General features: G+C 73.9%; 18 protein-coding genes. 10 read left to right on the plus strand and 8 right to left on the minus strand.

Annotated features, from left to right (window positions below; all coding sequences use genetic code 11):
- The first annotated feature begins 29 nt into the window (after nt 1-29).
- Complete coding sequence (locus ACFV9T_RS18075) at nt 30-1,862, plus strand: transketolase (protein ID WP_385441285.1); 1,833 nt, start codon at nt 30-32, stop codon at nt 1,860-1,862.
- Between the two features lie 136 nt (nt 1,863-1,998).
- Nucleotides 1,999-3,066: a phosphatidylinositol-specific phospholipase C domain-containing protein gene (locus ACFV9T_RS18080; RefSeq protein WP_385441287.1), complete on the plus strand. Its 1,068-nt coding sequence runs from the start codon at nt 1,999-2,001 to the stop codon at nt 3,064-3,066.
- 22 nt (nt 3,067-3,088) lie between these two features.
- Here the strand turns inward: ACFV9T_RS18080 and ACFV9T_RS18085 are convergent, their stop codons facing one another.
- Together ACFV9T_RS18085 and ACFV9T_RS18090 are read right to left on the minus strand one after the other, a co-directional pair.
- Nucleotides 3,089-3,325 (minus strand): dodecin, encoded by a 237-nt coding sequence (locus ACFV9T_RS18085; protein ID WP_385441288.1) that lies wholly within the window; start codon nt 3,323-3,325, stop codon nt 3,089-3,091.
- 107 nt (nt 3,326-3,432) lie between these two features.
- The gene (locus ACFV9T_RS18090; RefSeq protein ID WP_385441289.1) at nt 3,433-3,894 is read right to left on the minus strand and encodes a universal stress protein; all 462 of its coding nucleotides are present in this window, start codon (nt 3,892-3,894) and stop codon (nt 3,433-3,435) included.
- A gap of 107 nt (nt 3,895-4,001) precedes the next feature.
- Here ACFV9T_RS18090 and ACFV9T_RS18095 point away from each other — a divergent pair, with 107 nt between their 5' ends.
- Nucleotides 4,002-4,853, plus strand: coding sequence for a metallophosphoesterase family protein (locus tag ACFV9T_RS18095; protein WP_385441291.1), 852 nt, complete (start codon nt 4,002-4,004; stop codon nt 4,851-4,853).
- An 18-nt stretch (nt 4,854-4,871) separates the two neighbouring features.
- Here ACFV9T_RS18095 and ACFV9T_RS18100 read toward each other — a convergent pair whose 3' ends face one another.
- On the minus strand, nt 4,872-5,642 hold the full coding sequence (locus ACFV9T_RS18100; protein ID WP_385441293.1) for a DUF4239 domain-containing protein: 771 nt from the start codon (nt 5,640-5,642) through the stop codon (nt 4,872-4,874).
- Nucleotides 5,643-6,569: 927 nt separating this feature from the next.
- A complete protein-coding gene (locus ACFV9T_RS18105; RefSeq protein WP_385441295.1) occupies nt 6,570-8,225 on the minus strand; it encodes an acyl-CoA dehydrogenase family protein in 1,656 nt (551 codons plus the stop codon).
- Between the two features lie 123 nt (nt 8,226-8,348).
- Between ACFV9T_RS18105 and ACFV9T_RS18110 the strand changes: the two genes are divergently transcribed.
- Nucleotides 8,349-9,086, plus strand: coding sequence for a PaaX family transcriptional regulator C-terminal domain-containing protein (locus ACFV9T_RS18110; protein ID WP_385441296.1), 738 nt, complete (start codon nt 8,349-8,351; stop codon nt 9,084-9,086).
- 3 nt (nt 9,087-9,089) lie between these two features.
- On the opposite strand, the gene ACFV9T_RS18115 is transcribed toward ACFV9T_RS18110, so the two are convergent.
- The 3 genes from ACFV9T_RS18115 to ACFV9T_RS18125 all read right to left on the minus strand — a co-directional run bounded on the left by ACFV9T_RS18115 (nt 9,090) and on the right by ACFV9T_RS18125 (nt 12,394).
- On the minus strand, nt 9,090-10,106 hold the full coding sequence (locus ACFV9T_RS18115) for a LacI family DNA-binding transcriptional regulator (protein WP_385441298.1): 1,017 nt from the start codon (nt 10,104-10,106) through the stop codon (nt 9,090-9,092).
- A 100-nt stretch (nt 10,107-10,206) separates the two neighbouring features.
- Nucleotides 10,207-11,187, minus strand: coding sequence for an acyl-CoA dehydrogenase family protein (locus ACFV9T_RS18120; RefSeq protein ID WP_385441301.1), 981 nt, complete (start codon nt 11,185-11,187; stop codon nt 10,207-10,209).
- Nucleotides 11,188-11,233: 46 nt separating this feature from the next.
- Entirely contained in the window at nt 11,234-12,394 is a 1,161-nt protein-coding gene (locus ACFV9T_RS18125; RefSeq protein ID WP_385441302.1) for an acyl-CoA dehydrogenase family protein, read from the minus strand.
- 54 nt (nt 12,395-12,448) lie between these two features.
- Between ACFV9T_RS18125 and ACFV9T_RS18130 the strand changes: the two genes are divergently transcribed.
- The 6 genes from ACFV9T_RS18130 (at nt 12,449) to ACFV9T_RS18155 (ending at nt 17,343) form a co-directional block, all read left to right on the plus strand.
- Nucleotides 12,449-13,234 carry an SDR family oxidoreductase gene (locus ACFV9T_RS18130; protein ID WP_385441412.1) on the plus strand — a complete coding sequence of 262 codons (786 nt, stop codon included), beginning with the start codon at nt 12,449-12,451 and terminating at the stop codon, nt 13,232-13,234.
- Between the two features lie 45 nt (nt 13,235-13,279).
- Nucleotides 13,280-13,903, plus strand: coding sequence for a TetR/AcrR family transcriptional regulator (locus ACFV9T_RS18135; protein WP_385441305.1), 624 nt, complete (start codon nt 13,280-13,282; stop codon nt 13,901-13,903).
- 16 nt (nt 13,904-13,919) lie between these two features.
- Nucleotides 13,920-15,077 (plus strand): acetyl-CoA C-acetyltransferase, encoded by a 1,158-nt coding sequence (locus ACFV9T_RS18140; protein ID WP_385441307.1) that lies wholly within the window; start codon nt 13,920-13,922, stop codon nt 15,075-15,077.
- Between the two features lie 357 nt (nt 15,078-15,434).
- Nucleotides 15,435-15,857, plus strand: coding sequence for a septal ring lytic transglycosylase RlpA family protein (locus tag ACFV9T_RS18145; RefSeq protein ID WP_385441310.1), 423 nt, complete (start codon nt 15,435-15,437; stop codon nt 15,855-15,857).
- A gap of 8 nt (nt 15,858-15,865) precedes the next feature.
- Nucleotides 15,866-16,498, plus strand: coding sequence for a cell wall protein (locus ACFV9T_RS18150; RefSeq protein WP_385441312.1), 633 nt, complete (start codon nt 15,866-15,868; stop codon nt 16,496-16,498).
- The gene (locus tag ACFV9T_RS18155) at nt 16,495-17,343 is read left to right on the plus strand and encodes a MauE/DoxX family redox-associated membrane protein (protein WP_385441314.1); all 849 of its coding nucleotides are present in this window, start codon (nt 16,495-16,497) and stop codon (nt 17,341-17,343) included. The genes ACFV9T_RS18150 and ACFV9T_RS18155 overlap by 4 nt, the downstream gene beginning before the upstream one ends.
- On the opposite strand, the gene ACFV9T_RS18160 is transcribed toward ACFV9T_RS18155, so the two are convergent.
- Nucleotides 17,332-20,802: a SpoIIE family protein phosphatase gene (locus tag ACFV9T_RS18160; RefSeq protein WP_385441315.1), complete on the minus strand. Its 3,471-nt coding sequence runs from the start codon at nt 20,800-20,802 to the stop codon at nt 17,332-17,334. The genes ACFV9T_RS18155 and ACFV9T_RS18160 overlap by 12 nt on opposite strands.
- Nucleotides 20,803-20,990: the final 188 nt, after the last annotated feature.

The following is a 20,990-nucleotide window of genomic DNA, read 5'->3' on the forward strand; positions in this document are numbered from 1 at the left end:
CGAACTGCCTGAAACCTGGAAGGAGAACAATGCGACACGAACAGCTCAGCGAGCTCGGGCAGCAGCTCCGGGTGGACTCCGTGCGGTCCTCGGCCGCCGCCGGGTCCGGTCACCCCACGTCGTCGATGTCGGCGGCGGACCTGATGGCCGTCCTCATGGGCAACCACCTGCGCTATGACTTCGAGAAGCCGGAGCACCCGGGCAACGACCACCTGATCTTCTCCAAGGGCCACGCCTCCCCGTTGCTGTACTCGCTCTACAAGGCGGCCGGGGCGCTCAAGGACGAGGAGCTGCTGACCTTCCGCAAGCTCGGCAGCCGCCTGGAGGGCCACCCCACCCCCGAACTCCCCTGGGTGGACGTGGCCACCGGATCGCTCGGCCAGGGGTTGCCCTTCGGCGTCGGCACGGCGCTGGCCGGAAAGCGGCTCGACCACGTGTCCAGCCGGGTCTGGGTGCTGTGCGGGGACAGCGAGATGGCCGAGGGCTCGATGTGGGAGGCGTTCGAGCACGCGGGCCACGAACGGCTCGACAACCTCACCGCCATCATCGACGTCAACCGGCTCGGCCAGCGCGGGCCCACCCGCCACCAGTGGGACCTGGACGCCTACGCCCGCCGCATCCGCGCCTTCGACTGGCACACCATCGAGGTCGACGGGCACGACATCGCCGCGATCGACCGCGCGTTGGGCGAGGCCACATCGACCGTCGGCCGCCCCACCGCCATCATCGCCCGCACCCAGAAGGGCCGCGGCGTCGCCTCCGTGGAGAACCACGAGGGCATGCACGGCAAGCCGCTCAAGGACCCCGAGGAGGCCATCGCCGAACTCGGCGGCGTACGGAACATGGCGGTACCGGTACTCGGCCCGCCCGCCGAGAAGCCCACCCGGCCCACGTCGGAAGGCCCGCTGAGCCTGCCGCGCTTCAACACCGGCGACACCGTCCCCACCCGCGACGCGTTCGGCGAGGCCCTTTCCGCCGTCGGCACCGCGCGCGGCGATGTGGTGGCGCTCGACGGCGAAGTGGGCGACTCGACCCGGCTGGAGTACTTCCACAAGGAACACCCCGAGCGCTACTTCGAGTTCTACATCGCCGAACAGCAGATGGTGGCCGCCGCGGTCGGCATGCAGACGCGCGGCTGGACCCCGTACGCCTGCACCTTCGCCGCCTTCCTCACCCGCGCCTACGACTTCGTCCGGATGGCCGCCGTCAGCCGCGCCGACCTCAACCTGGTCGGCTCGCACGCCGGAGTCGCCATCGGCCAGGACGGGCCGTCGCAGATGGGTCTTGAGGATCTGGCGGCGATCAGGGCGGTGCACGGCAGCACCGTGCTCTACCCGTGCGACGCCAACCAGACCGCCCAGCTGACCGCCACCATGGCCGAGCTGTCGGGCATCCGCTATCTGCGCACCTCGCGCGGCGGAACGCCCGTCATCTACCCGTCCTCCGAGCGGTTCCCCATCGGCGGCTCCAAGATCCTGCGCGCCACCGAGAGCGACCGCGTCACCCTCGTCGCGGCCGGGGTCACCGTCCACGAGGCCATCGCGGCCGCCGACCGGCTCGCCCAGGACGGCATCTCCGCCCGCGTCATCGACCTGTACTCGCTCAAGCCGGTCGACGCCGAGGCGCTGCGCACCGCAGCCGAGGTGACGGGCCGTCTGATCACCGTCGAGGACCACCACCCCGAGGGGGGCGTGGGCGACGCGGTGCAGAGCGCCTTCGCCGACGGCCGCCCGGCGCCCCGCATCGTGCGGCTCGCCGTACGGAACATGCCGGTGTCCGGCACCCCGGCCGAGCAGCTCAGCCAGGCCGGGATCGACGCCGAGGCCATCACCTCGGCGGCCCGCGAACTCGTCGCCGCCTGACGGCGTGAGTGACTGACCGACCGCCTGACCGGCCGACCCCGGAACACCCCTATGTGACGAAGCTCCCCTCGTCACCCGTCAGCACCTCCCGTACGCTGCTGCCCAGTTGTGACGGCGGCGTCAGGGGTGGGGGCAGATGGGCAGCGCGGGGGGAGCCGTGTCCGGCAGGGCGCGGCACACACGGACGGTGGCGGTCGCGGCGGCGGCCGCCGCACTGTGTCTGACGGCGGCGGAGGGCGCGAGCCCGGCCGCCGCGGCCGAGCCGTCGTACGCCGCCACCACCGGGGTGGGCGTGCACAACGCGTACGAGAAGGCCAAGTACCCGTACTTCGCCGACGCGCTCGACTCGGGCGCCTCCCTGCTCGAACTCGACGTGTGGACCAACGCGTTCGGCGCCGGGTGGCGGGTCTCGCACAGCAATCCGCTCGGCAACGACAACAACTGCGAGAACGCCGCCACCCCTGCCGAACTGCGCACCAAGGCCCGCAACCAGACCCTGGCCGGGTGCCTCGCCGACATGAAGGCCTGGCACGACGCCCACCCCGGCCACCGTCCCATCGTCATCAAGACGGAGCTGAAGGACGGCTTCTACGACAAGAGCGGCCGCGGCCCCGACGACCTCGACGCGCTCCTGTCCGGCACGCTCGGCGACGCGCTGCTGCGCCCCGCCGACGTGGTGGGCGACCATACCGACCTGGACACGGCGGTGAAGGCCGGGGCCTGGCCGTCCCGGTCCGCGCTCGCGGGCAAGTTCATCGTCGAGCTGATCCCGGGCACCGTCGAGGAGAACAACCCGCTCGACACCCTGTGGACCGACCGCGAGTACGCCACCCATCTGCGCGGTCTCGCCGCCGCCGGGAAGCTCGGCCAGGCGGCCGCCTTCCCCGCCGTCCACACCGCCGCGAGCGGCGACCCGCGCACCCGCTACCAGGACGCCGCGATCCGCCCGTGGTTCGTGTTCTTCGACGGCGACGCCTCCGCGTACGTCACCCGGAACATCGACACCGCCTGGTACGACACCCGCCACTACATCCTGACCATGACGGACGCGCAGAACGTGGCGCCCGCCATCGACGGCACCCGCCCCACCGAGGCCGAGGCAAGGGCGCGGGTGAACGACCTCGCGGCCCGGCACGCCAGCTTCGCGACCGCCGACTGGTATCCGCTGCCGTCCGTGCTGTCCGCCGTCGTCCCCCGTGGCTGAACTCGCCCGGTCACGATGGTGGTCAGCCGGGCAGATCACCCGAGCCGGAGTCGGTGTCCTCCAGCCGGAAGCCGAGCTTCAGCCCCACCTGGTAGTGCGCGATCCGGCCGTTCTCGATATGCCCGCGGACTTGGCCGACCTCGAACCAGTCAAGATTGCGGAGCGTCTTCGAGGCGCGGGTGATACCGCTGCGGATCGCGTCGTCGACGCTCTCGGTGGACGAGCCGACGATCTCCGTCACCCGGTAGGTATGGGACATGGCAGTCTCCTTGGGGACTGGTCATGGGGACGGTCGGACCGCCCCCTCTCCCCACGGTGCCTCACCCCGCCCCGCTCCGCGAGCCGGACGAGGGCCCGCCCGGTGCGTTACGGCACCACCGTGACCGGCCAGCGCCCCGCCTTGACCAGCCGGACCGCCACCGAGCCGACGATGCGGTGCCCCGCCTGCTCGGACGCGCCGACCACCACCGCGTCCGCCTTCAGCTCGTCCGCCGCTGTCACCAGGCCGTTGTACGGATCGCCGCGGAAGGTGTGGAACTCCCAGCGCACCTCGAAGACCCCGCGCAGCCGCTCCGTCGCCTCGCGCACCTCCCGCAGCAGCTCCTCGGCCACCTCGCCCGTGGTGTCCGCCACGGAGGCGCCGAGCGACGCCCCGGCCGCCAGCACCGGCTGTACGTACACCACGGCGAGCAGCGCATTCTGCCGTCTGGCCAGCCCCGCGGCGTACGCGGCGGCACGCCAGGACGACTCGGAACCGTCCAGACCGGCCACGATAACCTTCGGACCGTCAGTTCCGCGCTCGAAGGACGCGGGAAGTTTGTCCACCACATCTGCGAGGCTAGCGCCAGGGACGAACGGGTGATCATCCGGGCCGTCCCGCGGCGTGACCACGCCGCGAACGCACTATGACCGCCGACCGTACGACAGGAGAAACAATGGGCGGCACGCACCGGGGCGAACTACTCGCCATCAGTGACCTGCACGTGGCCTACGAGGAGAACCGGGCGATCGTCGAGCGGCTGCGGCCCGGCTCCGAGGACGACTGGCTGATCGTGGCCGGGGACGTCGGCGAGGTCTTCGCCGACATCGAATGGGCGCTGGGGCTGCTGAGCGAGCGATTCGCCAAGGTCATCTGGTCGCCGGGCAACCATGAGCTGTGGACCCACCCCAAGGACCCGCTGGAGGCCCGGGGCGTGGCGCGCTACGAGGCGCTGGTGGAGCTGTGCCGGAGCAAGGGCATCGTCACGCCCGAGGACCCCTACCCGGTGTGGGAGGGCATCGGCGGGCCGCTCACCATCGCCCCGCTGTTCCTGCTCTACGACTACACCTTCCGCCTCGACGGCATCCACACCAAGGAAGCCGCCCTCGCCCACGCCCACGACGAGGGCGTCGTCTGCACCGACGAGCACTTCCTCCACCCCGACCCGTATCCCACCCGCGACGCCTGGTGCCGCGCCCGGGTCGCCGAGACCGAGGCCCGGCTCGCGGCCTGCGACCCCGCGTTCAAGACGGTGCTCATCAACCACTGGCCGATGACCCGGCTGCCCACCCGGGTGCTGCGCTACCCCGACTTCGCCCTGTGGTGCGGCACCGAGCTGACCGCCGACTGGCATGTGCGGTTCCGCGCCGAGACCGTCGTCTACGGCCATCTGCACATCCCCCGGACCACGGTGGAGGACGGGGTGAAGTTCCAGGAGGTCTCGGTCGGCTACCCGCGCGAGTGGAAGGCCCACGGCCGGGTGCCCGAGGACCCGCTGCGCCGGGTGCTCCCGGTGCCGGTGTCCTGACCACCTCCCGGAACGGGCTCAGAGACTTCCCCGTACGCCGGGGAACAGGTCGGTGAAGGGCGACGTCGCGTCGCCCACCGACCGTCCGAAGGGCTCGTCGAAGTCCCACACCAGATAGAGCAGGAAGATGATGAGGGCGGTGAACATCACCGCCAGCATCAACTCCCGTGGTGAGCGGCGGATCTGCAGGGTGAAGACCAGCCCGATCACCAGCGCCGCGCCGAACAGCAGCCCGACCCAGACCACTTCGGGCATCGTCGGCCCCGCGCTCTGCTGCCGGGCGCCGCGCGCGTCGTCGACGGCGGCCACCTGGTCCACCATCGGCTGGTACGCCTGCGACTGGAGGTCGGTCTGCGGCGTGGCCATGGTGACGTCGTGCCGCAGCCTGGCGAGCAGGTCGGTGCCCCGGTCGGTCAGCTCGCCCCGGTCGACCATCACCTGCCACTCCCGGGACACCACATGGCGTACGTACGCGTCGACGTCATCCCGGACGCGGTCGCGCACCGGCTGGGGGTAGACGCTCACCCGCTCGGACACCTCGTGCAGCGCCTGGGCCTCCGTGCGTACCCCGTCCTGGGCGGCGCCACGGGCCTCCCAGACCCCGGCGATGGCCAGGCCCAGCACGATCGCGTAGACCACGCCGATCATCATGATCATGTAGTCGAGGACATCGGGGGTCTCGCTCGGATCGTCGTCGTCGCCGAGGCGGCGGGCGTTGAGGATCGCGAGGACGACGACGGCCGCGCAGATCCCGGCCATCAGAAGAAGCAGAATCAGCCATTCGGGCATGGGTAACCTCCGGTACGGATCGGCCGGCGGTCAGCCGCGGCGCCCGCCGCGCGAGCGGGGGCGGAGCGCGGCGGCCGCGAGGACCGCGGGCGCGGTGATGAGCAGGGTGAACGTGACCAAGGAGGTTCCGCTGTCGGGTTCGTGGCGCGTGGGCTTCTGATACGCGTGCACCTCGACGCGGCGGGTCTCGCTCGGCGCGGGAACCGGTTCGGGGGGCGGCGCCGGAGGCTCGGGTGGCCGGGTCGGCGGAGCGACCGGGAGCGGCGGCGCGGGGCGCGGCACGGACGGCTCGGGCGCGGGAGCGGGCGCCGCCGACCGGGTGGGCGCCGGGGCGCGCGTCGGCGTGGGCGTGGGGCTCGGCGCCGGGGTGGCCGACGGCGACGCGCTGGGCGTGGGCGTCGGCGCGGGAGTCGGCGTGGGGCTCGGCGACGGCGTGGGTGTCGGCGTCGGCGTAGGGCTCGGCGTCGGCGTAGGCGTCGGAGTGGGGCTGGGCGTGGGCGTCGGCGTCGGTGTCGGCTTGGGCGGCGGGGGACACCAGCCGTACTGGAACCTGAGCCAGCCCCGCCGCGTCGCCACCGACGCCCTGACGCACGGACAGAACCCCAGGCCGACCTGCACCCGCACCCGCAGCCTCAGCCTCGTGTGCGGCCCATGGCCCGCATCCCCGTCCCCCGTCCCCGCCCGGTCCCGGACGTCGGTCGTCCGCCGTGGGGCGGCGGTGGCCGCCCGGCCGTCACCGTCCCCGTCGGCTAAGGCTGTCGCCCCCGTCGAGGCGAGCAGCAGGACCGTGGTCAGGATCCCCGCCCGCCATGCGCGATGCCATCGATTCACGAGGAGATGTTCGGCCGAACACGCCGCCGCCAGCCGTATGTGCCCAACTATTCGCCCGAATAGGGGAAAAGGTGTGGAGGTTTCGGTGAGGCAGGTTTACGCGCGCAGATCCTTGGGGCGGGCCCGGTCCAGGATCGGGCCGGTGTCCGTCCCAGGCGGCAGGGTGCCGAAAGCGTGGCCCCAGTCGCCGCCGAGCCGGGAGGCGCAGAACGCGTCGGCGACCGCCGGGTGGCTGTACCGCACCAGCAGGCTACCCTGGAGGACCAGGGTCATCTGCTCGGCGAGGCGGCGCGCGAGCAACTGCGCCCGCTGCGGATCGGCGAGCTGCGGCAGCAGCGCGCGCAGCCGGGCCACGGCCGCGTCCAGCCGCGCGTCGGCCCCGGAGGCGGCGTCCACCTCGGCGAGGAAGGCGTCCAGCGCGCCCGTCTCCCGGCCGAGCGCGCGCAGCACGTCGAGGGCGGCGACGTTCCCCGAGCCCTCCCAGATCGACAGCAGCGGCGCCTCCCGGTAGAGGCGCGGCATGCCGGAGTCCTCCACATAGCCGTTGCCGCCCAGGCACTCCAGGGCCTCGGCGGCGTGCGTGGCGCCGCGCTTGCACACCCAGTACTTGCTGACCGCGAGCCCCAGACGGCGCAGCGCCGCCTCGCGCCCGTCACCGGCCTCGGCGCGGTCCAGGGCGGTCGCCAGCCGCATGGAGAGGGTGGTGGCCGCCTCCGACTCGACCGCCAGATCGGCCAGGACGTTGCGCATCAGCGGCTGGTCGATCAGCTCGGCGCCGAACGCCCGGCGGTGCTCGCAGTGGTGCAGCGCCTGCCGCAGCCCGGCGCGCATGTTCGCCGCTGAGCCGATCACGCAGTCCAGCCGGGTCACGTTGACCATCTCGACGATGGTCCGCACCCCGCGCCCCGGTTCGCCGACCCGCCATGCCACGGCGCGGTCGTACTCGATCTCGGAGGAGGCGTTGGAGCGGTTGCCGAGCTTGTTCTTCAGCCGCTGGAGGCGGAGCGCGTTGCGGGTGCCGTCCGGCAGGACGCGCGGCACCAGGAAGCAGGTCACGCCCTCGGGCGTCTGTGCCAGCGTCAGGAAGACGTCGCTCATCGGCGCGGACGTGAACCACTTGTGGCCGGTGAGCAGGTACGTCCCGTCGTCCCCGGCCGCCGGTACGGCCTCGGTGGTGTTGGCGCGGACGTCCGAACCGCCCTGCTTCTCCGTCATCGACATGCCCGCGATCAGCCCGCGCTTGGTGAGCGGCGCGCGCAGCCCGGGGTCATAGGTGCGGGCGGTCAGCAGCGGTTCGTACGCGGCGGCCAGCTCCGGTTCGGCGCGCAGCGCCGGGATCGCGGCGTAGGTCATGGAGATCGGGCAGCCGTGGCCGGGTTCGGCCTGGGCGAAGGCGTAGAACAGGCCCGCACGCGCCAGATGCCGCCCGGGCCGGGTCTCGGCCCAGGCCGCCGCGTGCTGGCCGCTCTCCACGGCGGTGGTCATCAGCTGGTGGTACGCGGGGTGGTACTCGACCTCGTCGATCCGGTGGCCGTAGCGGTCGTGGGTGTGGAGCACCGGAGGGTGCTCCTCCGCCATCCGGGCCCAGTCCTGGACCTCGGCGGAACCGGCCCGCGCGCCCAGCTCCCGCACCCGTGGCTCGGCCCACTCGGCGCCGTCCCGGCGCAGGGCCTCCAGCAGGGCGGGGTCGTCGGCCGTGCTGAAGCCGGAGAGGGGCGGGGCCTGGTTGAGGACTTCGTGCGTCGCGCTCATGGCAAGCGTCTCCTGGGGTCGCCGCGGTGCCGTGCCCTTACCGTCTCTTACAGTTTCAGTATGCGTGATGGGAAACTGTAATGGTAGTCGGGAGAGCGGTCACGGATAGGGTTTCGCACAGCCATGGACGACACCGGAACGCTCACGCTGCGCCCCCTCACGGCGCGCTCGATCGTGCTCAGCACCCTGCTGGGCCACCATCCGCCGCAGCTGCCCGCCCGCGCGCTCGTCCGCGTCGGCGCGCTGTTCGGCACGGCCGAGGGGACGGTGCGGGTCGCCCTCACCCGGATGGTGGCCGCCGGTGACCTCGAACAGCACGGCGGCGGCTACCGGCTCACCGACCGGCTGCTCGCCCGCCAGGCCCGCCAGGACGACAGCCGCGCGCCCCGCGTCCGGCGCTGGGACGGCACCTGGGAGATCGCCGTCGTCACCCCCGACCGCCGCCCCGCCCCCGAGCGCGCCGCGCTCCGCCAGGCGATGGCCGCGCTGCGGCTCGCCGAACTCCGCGAGGGCACCTGGCTGCGCCCCGCCAACCTCGTACGCCCCCGCCCGCCCGTGGTCGCCGAGCAGTGCGGCTGCTTCACCGCCACCCCGGAGGACGACCCGGCCGCGCTCGCGGCCCGGCTCTGGGACCTGCCGGACTGGGCCGACCGGGCCCGCCGCCTCGCCGCCGCCCTGGACGCGGCGCACAGCCCGGCCGACCGGTTCACGGTGGCGGCGGCGGTGCTGCGGCAGCTGCTGACCGATCCGGTGCTGCCCGACGAACTGCTGCCGCAGGGGTGGCCGGGCACGGAGCTGCGGGAGCGGTACGACGCGTTCGAGCGCGAGTTCCGCGATCAGCTGCGCCCGTACACCGCCTGACCGTTACGCCGAGCCGCGCAGCACCAGCTCCACGTCCAGCACCACCGCCGGTTCGATCGCCTCCCCGCCCGCGAGCCGCAGCAGCTGACGCGCCAGCCGCCGCCCGATCTCCGCGATCGGCTGCCGCACCGTCGTCAGCGGCGGGTCCGCGTAGCGCGCCGCCTGTACGTCGTCGAAGCCCACCACCGCCACGTCCTCCGGCACCCGCCGCCCGGCCTGCCGCAGGGCCCGCAGCACGCCGAGGCCCATGAGGTCGGAGGCGACGAAGACGGCGTCCAGCTCCGGCTCCCGCGCCAGCAGCTCCCGCATCGCGACCGCGCCCGACTCCTGCGTGAAGTCCCCGGCCGCCACCACCGGTTCCCGCCCGGCCTCCTTCAGCGCCGTCCGGTAGCCGGTCAGCCGGTCGATGCCCGCCACCATGTCCTGCGGGCCCGCGACCGTGGCGACGCGGGTGCGGCCGGAGCGGAGCAGCTGCCGCACGGCGAGGGCCGCGCCCCCGGCGTTGTCGACGCCCACGTACGGCAGCACGTATGGCAGCGCCGCAGCCCCCAGCAGCCGTTCGTTGCAGACCACCGGAATGCCCATGCGGGCCAGCGCGGCGGGCAGCGGGTCGGCGCCGTGCATCGAGGCGACCATGACCCCGTCGACGTGGCGCGCCAGGGCGAAGCGCTCGACGCGGTCGCGCCCGGCGGGGGAGCGGGCCATCATCAGCACGAGCTGCTTGTCCGCCTCCTCCAGCTCCTGCCCGACCCCGCGTACCACGCCCTGGAAGAACTCGTCGTCCGAGAAGACCCGGCCCGGCTCCTCGGGCAGGACGAGCGCGAACGAGTCGGTGCGCTGGGTGACCAGGCTGCGGGCCGCCTGGTTGGGGACGTAGCCCAGCTCCTCGATGGCCCGCAGCACCGCCGCCCGGCTGTCCTCGGCGACCCTGGTCGAGCCGTTGACGACGCGGGAGACCGTGGCGCGCGAGACTCCCGCGTGCAGGGCCACGCTCTCCAGGGTGGGCCGGGGCCGGTGCATCCGGGCATACCTCGCTGTTCGCTTCGCCGCCGCTGCTCGTCGGTACAGCATGGCCCGGTGCGCGCCCGCTTGTCAGGGCGCGAGGGGCGGGACATGAGCGTCAGGGCGCGAGCACGCGGGCGCGGCAGACCGAGGGCGAGCCCCAGGCGCCCCGCAGGGCGCGGGCCTTGCGGATCCACAGCGACAGGTCGTACTCGTCGGTGTAGCCGATCGCGCCGTGCAGCTGGAGCGCGGTGCGCGCGGCCGCGTACGCCGCCTCGCCCGCCGCCACCTTGGCGGCGGCCACCTCGGCTCCGGCCCCCGGCCCGCCCGCCGCGAGCGCGACCGCGGCGCCGTGGAGCAGCGGGCGGGCGAACTCCAGCCCGATGAGCACATCCGCCAACTGGTGCCGCACCGCCTGGAACGAGCCGATCGCGCGGCCGAACTGGGTCCGCTGCTTCACATACACCACGGTCCGGTCCAGCAGCGCGAACCCGGCGCCGAGGGACTGCGCGGCCGTCGCGAAGGCGGCCCAGTCCGCGGCGCGGGCGGCGGCCTCGGCGACGGCCGGGCCCCGCGCGAGCCGCTTGCCCCCGGGCAGTGGCGGAGCGAGCCGCCGGGCGGGGTCGAGGGAGGCCCGCACCGGGCCGTGCCCCGGGGCGTGCCACAACTCCTCGCCCCGGACGGCGAGGATGGCGTCGGCGGCGTCCGCGTCCAGGGCGTACGGACCGCCCTCGGCCATCGCCACGGTGACCATGGACCGCCCGGAGGCGATGCGGGGCAGCCAGCCCCCGGCCTCGGGGCACGCCGTCAGCAGCACCGCCGCCGAGGCCGTCTCGGCCCATGGCCCCGGTACGGCGTGCCGCCCCAGCTCGACGTACGCGACGGCCAGCTCCACCGGCAGCGGCCCCACGCCCTCGTACGCCTCCGGTACGGCGAGCGCGGTCACCCCGGCCCCGGCGAGCCGCCCCCACAGCGCCCGCCCGGGCCCGTGCTCCCCGCGCGCCCACGCCCGCACCGCGCCGGGGGTGTCGGCGGCGCCGAGCATCCGGTCGAGGGTGCGGCCGAACTCGCTCTGCGCCTCGTCCAGCAGGAACCTCATGGGCGGTCGCCTTTCGTCGCGGTCTCGCCATATCCGCCGGGTTCGCTCATCGCCTGCTCTTGGGCAGGCCGAGCAGCCGTTCGGCCACGATGTCCCGCTGGATCTCGTTCGTCCCGGCGTAGATCGGCCCCGCCAGCGCGAAGACATAGCCTTCTGTCCAGCCGCCGTCCTCCGCCAGTTCGCCGTCCGGGCCGAGCAGATCCAGGGCGGTTTCGTGGAGGCCGATGTCCAGCTCCGACCAGAAGACCTTGTTGAGGCTCGACTCGGCCCCGAGCGTGCCTCCGGCGGCCAGGCGCGAGGCGCCCGCGTAGGCGAAGAGTTCATACGCGCGGGCGCGGATCACGGCGTCGGCCACCCGGTCCCGCAGGGCCGCCGCCGTCTCCTCCCCGGCGGCGGTACGTGTCCGCCACAGGGCGGCCAGACGGCGGGCGGCGGCCGTGAACCGGCCGGGGCTGCGCAGGGTCAGGCCGCGCTCGTTGCCCGCGGTGCTCATCGCGACCCGCCAGCCCTGCCCCGGTTCGCCGATGACGTCCTCGTCGGGCACGAACACCTCGTCCAGGAAGAGTTCGGCGAAGGCGGGCTTCCCGTCGAGGCGGCCGATGGGACGTACGGTCACGCCGGGCGCGTCCAGCGGGAACATCAGATACGTCAGCCCCCGGTGCGGCGGGGCGCCGGGCTCCCGGTGGCTGCGGAACAGCCCGAAGGCCCGGTCGGCGAAGGCCGCCCGGGAGGACCAGGTCTTCTGGCCGGACAGCAGCCAGCCGCCGTCCGCGCGCCGCGCGGTGGAGCGCAGCGAGGCGAGGTCGGAGCCCGCCTCCGGCTCGGACCAGGCCTGCGCCCAGATCACCTCGCCACGCGCCGTCGGCGGCAGGAGCCTGGCCCGCTGTTCGGCCGTGCCGTGGTCGAAGAGCGTGGGGGCGAGCAGGCTGACGCCGTTCTGGCTCACCCGGCCGGGCGCGCCCGCCGCGTAGTACGCGTCCTCGAACAGCAGCCACTCCAGCACCGACGCGCCCCGCCCGCCGTACTCCTCGGGCCAGGTCACCGCCGACCAGCGGCCGGACGCCAGGGTCCGCTCCCAGGCGCGGTGGGCGGCGAACCCCTCGGCGGTCTCCAGGGACGGCAGCGCGGCGGCGGGCACATGGGCCGCGAGCCACCGCCGGGCCTCGGCCCGGAACGCCTCCTGCCGCTCGGTCAGGTCGAGATCCATCGGGCCCCGGACTCCTTCCCTAACAAGTGTTTGGTAGGTTACCGTGGCGTTGTGATGGACAACAAGCCGTCGTACGTCCCCGGCCACGGCCTGCTCACCGGCCGCTCGGCCGTCATCACGGCCGCGGCGGGCGCCGGGATCGGCGGCGCCACGGCCCGCCGGTTCCTGGAGGAGGGCGCCAGGATCGTCATCGGCGACGCCCACGCACGCCGCCTCGACGAGACGGCCACCGCCCTCGCCAAGGAGTTCGGAGCGGACCGCGTCGCCGGGCTGACCTGCGACGTCACCGACGAGGACGAGGTGGCGGCGCTCCTCGACCTCGCCGAGGAACACCACGGACGGCTGGACGTCCTGGTCAACAACGCCGGTCTCGGCGGCACCGCCGAACTCACCGAGATGACCGACGACCAGTGGCACCGGGTCATCGAAGTCACCCTGGGCGGCACCTTCCGCTGCACCCGCGCCGCCCTGCGCCGCATGAAGGCCCGAGGCTCCGGCGGCGTCATCGTCAACAACGCCTCGGTCGTCGGCTGGCGTGCCCAGGCCGGACAGGCCCACTACGCCGCCGCGAAGGCCGGGGTCATGGCGCTCACCCGCTGCGCCGCCGTGGAGGCCGCCGCGTACGGGGTGCGCGTCAACGCCGTATCGCCGAGCCTCGCCATGCATCCACACCTGGTGAAGGTCACCACGCCCGAGCTGCTGGCCGAGCTGACCGAGCGCGAGGCGTTCGGCCGGTACGCCGAGCCGTGGGAGGTCGCCAACGTGATCGTCTTCCTGGCCAGCGGCTACTCCTCGTACATGACGGGCGAGTCGGTCGCCGTGAGCAGCCGGCACCCATGAGCCCGGGACCGATGAGTGCCGCACCCGTGAGGCGAGAATGGGAACGTGCCGAAAATCAGCGGGAACAGCAAGAAGACCACCGTGAGCCCGTCCCCCGAGCGGCGCCGCGAACTGCTCGCGACGGCGGCCGAGGTGTTCGCCGCCCAGGGCTACAACGCGACCACCGTCCGCCGGATCGCGGACGAGGCGGGGATGCTCGCGGGCAGCCTGTACTACCACTTCGACTCCAAGGAGTCGATGGTCGACGAGATCCTCTCCACCTTCCTCGACGAGCTGTGGGCGGGGTACGAGGACGTGCTGCGGGCCGGATTCGGCCCCCGGGAGACCATCGAGGCGCTGGTCACCGAGTCCTTCCGGGAGATCGACCGGCACCGGGCCGCCGTCGCGATCTACCAGAAGGAGTCCCGGCAGCTCGCCGCCCTGCCCCGCTTCGGCTACCTCACCGACTCGCAGCGCAGATTCGAACAGGCCTGGCTGGGCACGCTGGAGCGCGGCGTGGCCGACGGGGTGTTCCGCGCCGACCTCGACGCCCGGCTCGCCTACCGCTTCCTGCGCGACACCGTCTGGGTCGCCGCGTCCTGGTACCGGCCCGGCGGACAGCACAGCCCCGAGGAGATCGCCCGCCAGTACGTGTCGATGGTCCTGGACGGCATCACCCCCCGACTCTGAACTCTATGGAGTGACCATGGCCGAGGCATTCATCGTCGAAGCGGTACGGACCCCCGTCGGGCGGCGCAAGGGCGGGCTGGCGTCCGTCCACCCGGCCGACCTCGGCGCGCACGTGCTGCGCGCGCTGATGGAGCGCTCGGGCGTCGACCCGGCCGCCGTCGAGGACGTGGTCTTCGGCTGCCTGGACACCGTGGGCCCGCAGTCCGGGGACATCGCCCGCACCAGCTGGCTGGCCGCCGGGCTGCCCGAGGAGGTGCCGGGCGTGACCGTCGACCGGCAGTGCGGCTCCTCCCAGCAGGCCCTGCACTTCGCTGCGCAGGCGGTGCTCTCCGGCACCCAGGACCTGGTGGTCGCGGGCGGCGTGCAGAACATGTCGCAGGTGCCGATCGCCTTCGCCAGCCGCCAGGCCGCCGAGCCGCTGGGGCTGACCGAGGGGCCCTTCGCGGGCTCGGAGGGCTGGCGGGCGCGGTACGGCGACCGGCCGGTCAACCAGTTCTACGGAGCCGAGCTGATCGCCGAGAAGTGGGGGATCAGCCGCCCGGAGATGGAGGAGTTCGCGCTCCGCTCCCACCGGCGCGCGCTCCACGCCATCGACGAGGGCCGCTTCGACCGCGAGGTGGTCCCGTACGGCGACGTCCGCGTGGACGAGGGGCCGCGCCGCGACACCAGCCTGGCGAAGATGGCCGCGCTCGCACCGCTCATGGAGGGCGGCCGCCTCACCGCCGCGCTCTCCTCCCAGGTCTCCGACGGCGCCGCCGCGCTGCTGGTCGCCTCCGAACGGGCGGTACGGGAACACGGCCTGACCCCGCGCGCCCGCATCCACCATCTGTCGGTGCGCGGCGAGGACCCGATCCGCATGCTGTCGGCGCCGATCCCGGCCACCGCGTACGCGCTGAAGAAGACCGGCATGACGATCGCCGACATCGACCTGGTGGAGATCAACGAGGCGTTCGCACCGGTGGTGCTGGCCTGGCTGCGCGAGAGCGGCGCCGACCCGGAGAGGGTCAACGCCAACGGCGGCGCGATAGCCCTGGGCCACCCCCTGGGCGCGACCGGCGCCAAGCTGATGACGACGCTGCTGCACGAACTGGAGCGCACGGGCGGCCGCTACGGCCTGCAGACGATGTGCGAGGGAGGCGGCCAGGCGAACGTCACGATAGTAGAACGCCTCTGACCCCGCCCCACCGAGCACCCGCGCCGCATCGCCCCGCGCCAGCGCGCCGGGCCGCCCCCTGCGGCGCTGGGCTGCGCCGCGCCGGGCCGCCCCGCGCCGTCGCGCCGCGTTGCCCCGCGCTCTCGTGCCGCCCCGTCGCGCCAGGCCGACCCACGCCCCCGTGCCGGGGCGCCTCGCGCCGTTGCCCGGGCCGCCCCCTGGCGTGCTGGGCTGCGCCGCGCCGTGCCACCTGGCTGCGCCACGCTGCCGTCTCTGCCGTCGGCTGGAGCCTCTGGCTGGCGCGCACCCTGCCGCCCCCGCCGCCGGATCGGACGCTTCCGCGTGGCGGGCCTCCGCAGGCCCGCACATGATGGGCGCATGGCGTGTGGATCTACCAGCCTCGGGAACGGCGAAGCCACCTGGTTCTGTTGTGGCAACGCCTGGGGGCCGTGTGCCGCCGCAGGGGGCGGGGCCTGTGGGACCTGTAAGTCCAGTGCCCTGCAGGCCGCCTGGCCCAACGCGTCCAAGGCGTGCTGGGACATCACCCGGCCGGATCTGTGCGGCGAGAACCTGCCGCGGCGAGGCTGCGGGTCGGCCATCAAGGTGCGCCATCTGTGCTCCGGCGCGTCCGTCTGCGTCACCGTCAGCGACTGCGGCCCGCGCACCAAGAGCTTCTGCGGCGAGTCCAGCTGCTGCGACGGGGCGTGCCGCAGCAACCGCGTCATCGACCTGACCCCCGCCGCCTTCGCCGTCATCGGCAGCCTCAGCACCGGCACCCTGCCGGTCTCCCTCTACGAGTGAGGCCCGCGATGTCCTTCGACCGCCGCCGCTTCCTCACCGCCGCCGCGCTGCGCGGTGCGACCGTCGTCGGGACGGGCGTCGTCGGGGCGACCGCGCTGGGGGCCGTGGACGCCGACGCCGTGTTCGCCGCGCCGCTGCGCCGTCCCCTGGACCCGGCGGTCCCCGCCAGCGCCTTCGTGGAGGGGCGGATCACCTCCATCGACGGCGGGGTGCTGCACGTGGCGGGCTCCCACGGCGATTACGCCCGGGTCAGGATCACCAACGCCACCAGCGTCTGGAAGGTACGCGCCACCACCGCCGCGTCGGTCGAGACCGGCGACGGGCTCTACGCGCGCGGCGTCCCGATGCCCGACGGCACGATCGCCGCCGACGCGGTGTGGGTGAACATCGTGAACCTCCACACCACCATCCGCGGCATCGAGAAGACCCGGCTGCACCTCGCGCACGGAGCGCACGAGATCGTCGGCAACCTCCTCCCGGCGACCTCCAGCGCCTCGTACTCCGGCGCCGCGCCCACCGCCGACCTCTCCGGGCTGCGGATCGGGCAGGGCGCCGGGGTCCTGGGCGCCTGGCGGCCGTCCGACGACTCCGTGGACGTCGTCCGGGTGGCGGTCGGGCCGGGGGCGGGGCGCCGCCGATGAGCGCCGCCGCCCTCGACCTCGCCGCGCCACTGCTCGCCGGGGTGCTGGGGGCGGCCGGTGCGGGCAAGGTCTTCGGTCATGGCACGGCCCGGCTGGCGCAGCGCACCGCGCTGGCCCGGCTGCTGCGCGGTGGCGACCGCGCGGCGCTCGCTCTGCGCGCCCTCGGCGCCCTCGAACTCCTCCTGGGCGCCGCGCTGTTGGCGCTGCCGCCGTCGGTGGCCACGGGCGCGGCCGCCGCCGCGCTCGGCGCCGGTTTCCTCGGCTATCTCGGATACGCCCGGACGGCCGCGCCCGGCGCCTCCTGCGGCTGTGCGGCGCGGGACGACGGGCCGGTGGGGGCCAGGGCCTTCGCCCGCGCCGCCGTGGTGGTGGCGGGCGGGGTCGCGGTGGCGCTGGCCCGCCACCCCTGGTGGGCCACCGCTCCGCGCCACCCGGCCGCCACCGGGAGCTGCGCCGTCGTCGCGGTGGCCGGGCTGGTGGCCCTGTCCGCCGATGGCCGAAGGTGGCGGATGATGTGGCGCAGACTGCGGCTGCGCCTCACGGGCCATCCGCTGAGTGGCACGTCCGGGGCACGGGTACCGGTGGCCGCCACGGTCGAGCTGCTGGAACACTCCCTCGCCTGGCAGAACACCGCGCCCCTGGTGCGCTCCGCGCTGCTGGACCACTGGGACGACGGCGGCTGGCGCATCCTCCAGTACGCCGGGATCCACGCGCGCGGCGGCACCGCGCGACCGGTGGTGCTGCTCTTCGCCCTGGACGCGGCGGCGAGCCGGGACGCGGCGCAGGAGCCCGCGGTGCGGGTGAGCGTCCTCGACGCCGATACGGGCGAGTCGCTACGGAGTTGACGCGGCCAGCAGCGCCGTGTCGTCGTCCACCCGGCCCGGGATGTCCAGCAGCCCCAGCGCCCGGTCGATGATGGCCTGCGGGTCGGCGAGAAGGGGCGGGGCGAGCCCGTCGCAGGCGCGCCGCAGCGCCGCCAGGCCGTCGTCCAGGGGCAGCTGGCTGTTCTCCACCAGCCCGTCGGTGAACAGCAGCAGCCCCGCGCCGGGCGGCAGCCGCGTCTCGTGGCCGACCGGAGGGTCGTGCGCGAGGCCCAGCGGGGCGTTCGGGCAGACCTCCAGGAAGCTCGTCGTGCCGTCCGCCACCAGCAGCGGCGGCAGATGGCCGCTGGCCGCGTACCGCAGCCGCCGGGTGCGCGGTTCGTACACCGCGTACAGGCAGGTTGCGAAGTGGTCGACGTCCAGGGAGCGCAGATAGGCGTCCAGCTTGCCGAGCAGCACCCCGGGGGAGGCGCGGTCCAGGGCGAAGCCGCGCAGGGTGGAGCGCAGCCGTCCCATCACGGTGGCGGCGTCCACGTCATGGCCCATCACATCGCCGATGGTCAGCCCCATCTCGCCGTCGGGCAGCGCGATGACGTCGTACCAGTCGCCGCCGATCTCGGCGCCGCTGGCGCTCGCCTCGTAGTAGGAGGCGGTGTGCAGCCCCGGCATCTGGGGGAGGTGCTGCGGCAGCAGGGCGCGCTGGAGCGTCATCGCGAGATGGCGCTCGTTGCGGAAGCGGGCCGCGTTGTCGTAGGCGAGGGCCAGCCGCCCGGCCACGCCCTGCAGATACTGCCGGTCGGCCATGGTGTACGCGCCCTCGCGGCGGGCGACGGCCAGCGCGCCCAGCATCCGGCCGTGCGCGAGCAGGGGCACGGAGAGCAGGGTGCCGCCGGTGGCGGGCGCCTCGGGGGTGGCGCCCGCGAGCAGGGACTCGGCGAGGGCCCGGTCCAGGCGGTCGTCCGGCGCCACCGGCTCCCCGGCGGCGTACACGGGCCGCTCGGCGCGGGGGTCGGCGAGGCGGATCCGTATCTCGTCGGCCAGGGCCGGGACGAGCAGCTCCCGGGCGGTGTCCAGGACCTGCGGCGGATCGAGGGTGTCGGACAGCTGCAGGCTCGCCTGGGACAGCGAGGTGAGCATGTCCGTCTGGCGGCGGCTGTCGCTGAGCACCCGTTCGCGCAGCTGTGACAGCTCCAGGTTGGCGCCGACCCGGGCGAGGAGCTGACGCGCAGAGAAGGGCTTGGCGAGATAGTCGTCGGCGCCCGCGCCCAGCCCCCGCACCGTGGACTCCTCCCCGGCGCGCGCGGTCAGCATGATGATCGGCAGCCGGGTGGTCCGGGGGTCGGCGCGCAGCGCCCGCACCAGCCCGAACCCGTCCAGGCGCGGCATCATCACATCGGTCAGCACCAGATCGACGGGGCGCTCCAGGGCGGTGTCCAGCGCGGCACGGCCGTCGGCCGCGAGGAGGACGTCGTGGTCGCGGCCGAGGAGATCGCCGAGATAGGACCGCACGTCGGCGTTGTCGTCCGCGACCAGCAGCCGGGGCCGCCGGGCCGGGGCGGGCTCCGGCGGGCCCGGGGCGTACGGCTCCTCGGGCGCCCCGGCCTCCGTGCGCGGCGCCGCGGAGGGAGGCTCCGGGGCCGTCGCCGGGGCCTGAGCCGCCAGGGGCTCGGACGGCGGGGCGGTGTCGAACCAGTGCGCCGCCTCCTGGGCGTAGGCTGCGGCGCGCTCGGCCTCGCCCGTCGTGCCCCGTACGGACGGTGCCCCGATCCGTACGCCCTCCAGATGCGCGGTGCCGAACGGAATCTCGACCGTGAACTCGGTGCCCCGGCCCGGGGCACTGGTCACCGAGATGGTGCCCGAGTGCAACTCGACCAGATCCTTGACCAGCGCCAGCCCGATGCCACTGCCCTCGTACGACCGGGACCGCGCGCCGCGCACCCGGTGGAAGCGCTCGAAGAGGTGGGGCAGCTCGTCGGGCGGGATGCCGGTGCCGGTGTCGCTCACGGTGAGCCGGGCGTGGCGGCCCGCGGTGGCCATCCGTACCGTGGCGCCGCCGGTGAAGGTGAACTTCAGCGCGTTGCTGACCAGATTGAGGACGATCTTCTCCCACATCTCCCGGTCGATGTGCACCGGCTCGGGCAGCGGCGGGCAGTCCACCTCCAGGGTCAGCCCGGCCATGTCGAAGGAGGAGTGGAAGATGGCCGCCAGTTCGGCGGTGGTCCGGGACAGGTCCACCGGCTCGAAGGTGCCCTTGAGTCCTCCTGCCTCCACCCGGGAGACGTCCAGCAGGGTGTTGACCAGCTTCAGCAGCCGCAGCGCGCTGCGCTCGGCCAGCTCCAGCTGGGACCGCCGCCCGGCCCGGTCCTCGTCGGCCAGCGCCTGCTGGACCGGGCCGAGGATCAGGGTGAGCGGGGTGCGGAACTCATGGCTGATGTTGGAGAAGAACACCGTCTTGGCGCGGTCCAGCTCGGCCAGCGTCTCCGCCCGCCGCCGCTGCTCCTGCTGGGCGTGGGCCGCCGACAGGGCCGCCCCGACGGTGGCCGCGAGCACCTCGAAGAAGTCCTGGTAGGGGGCGGTGGCGGGGAGCCGCGGATTGACGCCCATCACCAGTACGCCCTCCACCGCGCCCGACCGCACCAGCGGATGGGCCAGCGCCTCCTGGTCGGGCACCGAGAACAGCGCGCCCGGCAGCCGGGCCGGTGCCGCGTCGCCCACGACGGCCGCCAGCCGCGTCTCCAGGCTCGCCGCCTCCTCGACTCGGTCCAGCCGCAGCTCCCCGACCTCCCGGACGGCCTCCGCCGGGACGGCGGCGGACGCGGCGAGCTGGAGCCTGCCGGGCCCGGGCACCAGGTAGAAGGCGGTGAACGGGACGTCGTCCCGGTGGATGTCCAGCATCTCCGCCACCGTCCGGGCGACGCTCTGCGGGGTGCGCAGCCCGGCCGTCCGGGCGCCGAGCCCCGCCAGCAGCCGCAGCCGCCGCTCGCTGAGCACCCGCGCCGTGGTCTCGGTGACGACGCACAGCACCCCGCCCACCGCGCCGTCCTCCAGCAGCAGCGGCTGGAAGGACACGTCGAAGTAGGACTGCTCCAGGAAGCCGCGCCGCTGGAGGACGAACGACCGGTCGGTGACCAGGGAGGGCTTGCGGCTCTCCCATACGGTCTCGAAGAGCGGAGCGGCGGACAGCTCCCAGTTCTCGGGGAAGACGTCCCGGCCGGACCGGCCCAGCGCCCCCGGATGCTTGGAGCCGATGATGTCCGTATAGGCCTCGTTGTAGAGCATCAAGTAGTCGGGGCCCCAGAACACGGCCATCGGCTGCTCGGTGAACAGCACGATCCGCAACGCCTCGACCAGCCGTGGAGGCCAGGCCTCAGTGGCGCCGAGGGGCGTCGCCGACCAGTCGATTCCGCTCATCACCCTGCCGAGCGCACCGCCCTCGGCGAACAGCTCTCCGGCCGCCGTGTGCTGGTTCCCGGGCCCGTTCATCGAGTCAGCTTCCCTCTCACATTCTGGCACAGTGCCGCCACCGGGCGAGGGGGCCGCGGACACCGTGGGTTGCACGGGCATCCCCACTGAGTACGCTGGACGAGGCGCGACTTACCGGGGCATATCGCGCTGTGCAGATCTTCGCCGCGGCATAGCGCATGAACCGGGGGTGGGGGAGTGGGAGTGGT

The organism is Streptomyces sp. NPDC059850, assembly GCF_042731515.1.
Lineage (GTDB): Bacteria > Actinomycetota > Actinomycetes > Streptomycetales > Streptomycetaceae > Streptomyces.

Bases quoted from the DNA above. Each gene is read 5' to 3' on its own strand.
- ACFV9T_RS18075 (WP_385441285.1), top strand. From the start codon at position 30: ATGCGACACGAACAGCTCAGCGAGCTCGGGCAGCAGCTCCGGGTGGAC.
- ACFV9T_RS18080 (WP_385441287.1), top strand. From the start codon at position 1,999: ATGGGCAGCGCGGGGGGAGCCGTGTCCGGCAGGGCGCGGCACACACGG.
- ACFV9T_RS18085 (WP_385441288.1), bottom strand. From the start codon at position 3,325: ATGTCCCATACCTACCGGGTGACGGAGATCGTCGGCTCGTCCACCGAG.
- ACFV9T_RS18095 (WP_385441291.1), top strand. From the start codon at position 4,002: ATGGGCGGCACGCACCGGGGCGAACTACTCGCCATCAGTGACCTGCAC.
- ACFV9T_RS18100 (WP_385441293.1), bottom strand. From the start codon at position 5,642: ATGCCCGAATGGCTGATTCTGCTTCTTCTGATGGCCGGGATCTGCGCG.
- ACFV9T_RS18105 (WP_385441295.1), bottom strand. From the start codon at position 8,225: ATGAGCGCGACGCACGAAGTCCTCAACCAGGCCCCGCCCCTCTCCGGC.
- ACFV9T_RS18110 (WP_385441296.1), top strand. From the start codon at position 8,349: ATGGACGACACCGGAACGCTCACGCTGCGCCCCCTCACGGCGCGCTCG.
- ACFV9T_RS18115 (WP_385441298.1), bottom strand. From the start codon at position 10,106: ATGCACCGGCCCCGGCCCACCCTGGAGAGCGTGGCCCTGCACGCGGGA.
- ACFV9T_RS18120 (WP_385441301.1), bottom strand. From the start codon at position 11,187: ATGAGGTTCCTGCTGGACGAGGCGCAGAGCGAGTTCGGCCGCACCCTC.
- ACFV9T_RS18125 (WP_385441302.1), bottom strand. From the start codon at position 12,394: ATGGATCTCGACCTGACCGAGCGGCAGGAGGCGTTCCGGGCCGAGGCC.
- ACFV9T_RS18130 (WP_385441412.1), top strand. From the start codon at position 12,449: ATGGACAACAAGCCGTCGTACGTCCCCGGCCACGGCCTGCTCACCGGC.
- ACFV9T_RS18140 (WP_385441307.1), top strand. From the start codon at position 13,920: ATGGCCGAGGCATTCATCGTCGAAGCGGTACGGACCCCCGTCGGGCGG.
- ACFV9T_RS18145 (WP_385441310.1), top strand. From the start codon at position 15,435: ATGGCGTGTGGATCTACCAGCCTCGGGAACGGCGAAGCCACCTGGTTC.
- ACFV9T_RS18150 (WP_385441312.1), top strand. From the start codon at position 15,866: ATGTCCTTCGACCGCCGCCGCTTCCTCACCGCCGCCGCGCTGCGCGGT.
- ACFV9T_RS18155 (WP_385441314.1), top strand. From the start codon at position 16,495: ATGAGCGCCGCCGCCCTCGACCTCGCCGCGCCACTGCTCGCCGGGGTG.
- ACFV9T_RS18160 (WP_385441315.1), bottom strand. From the start codon at position 20,802: ATGAACGGGCCCGGGAACCAGCACACGGCGGCCGGAGAGCTGTTCGCC.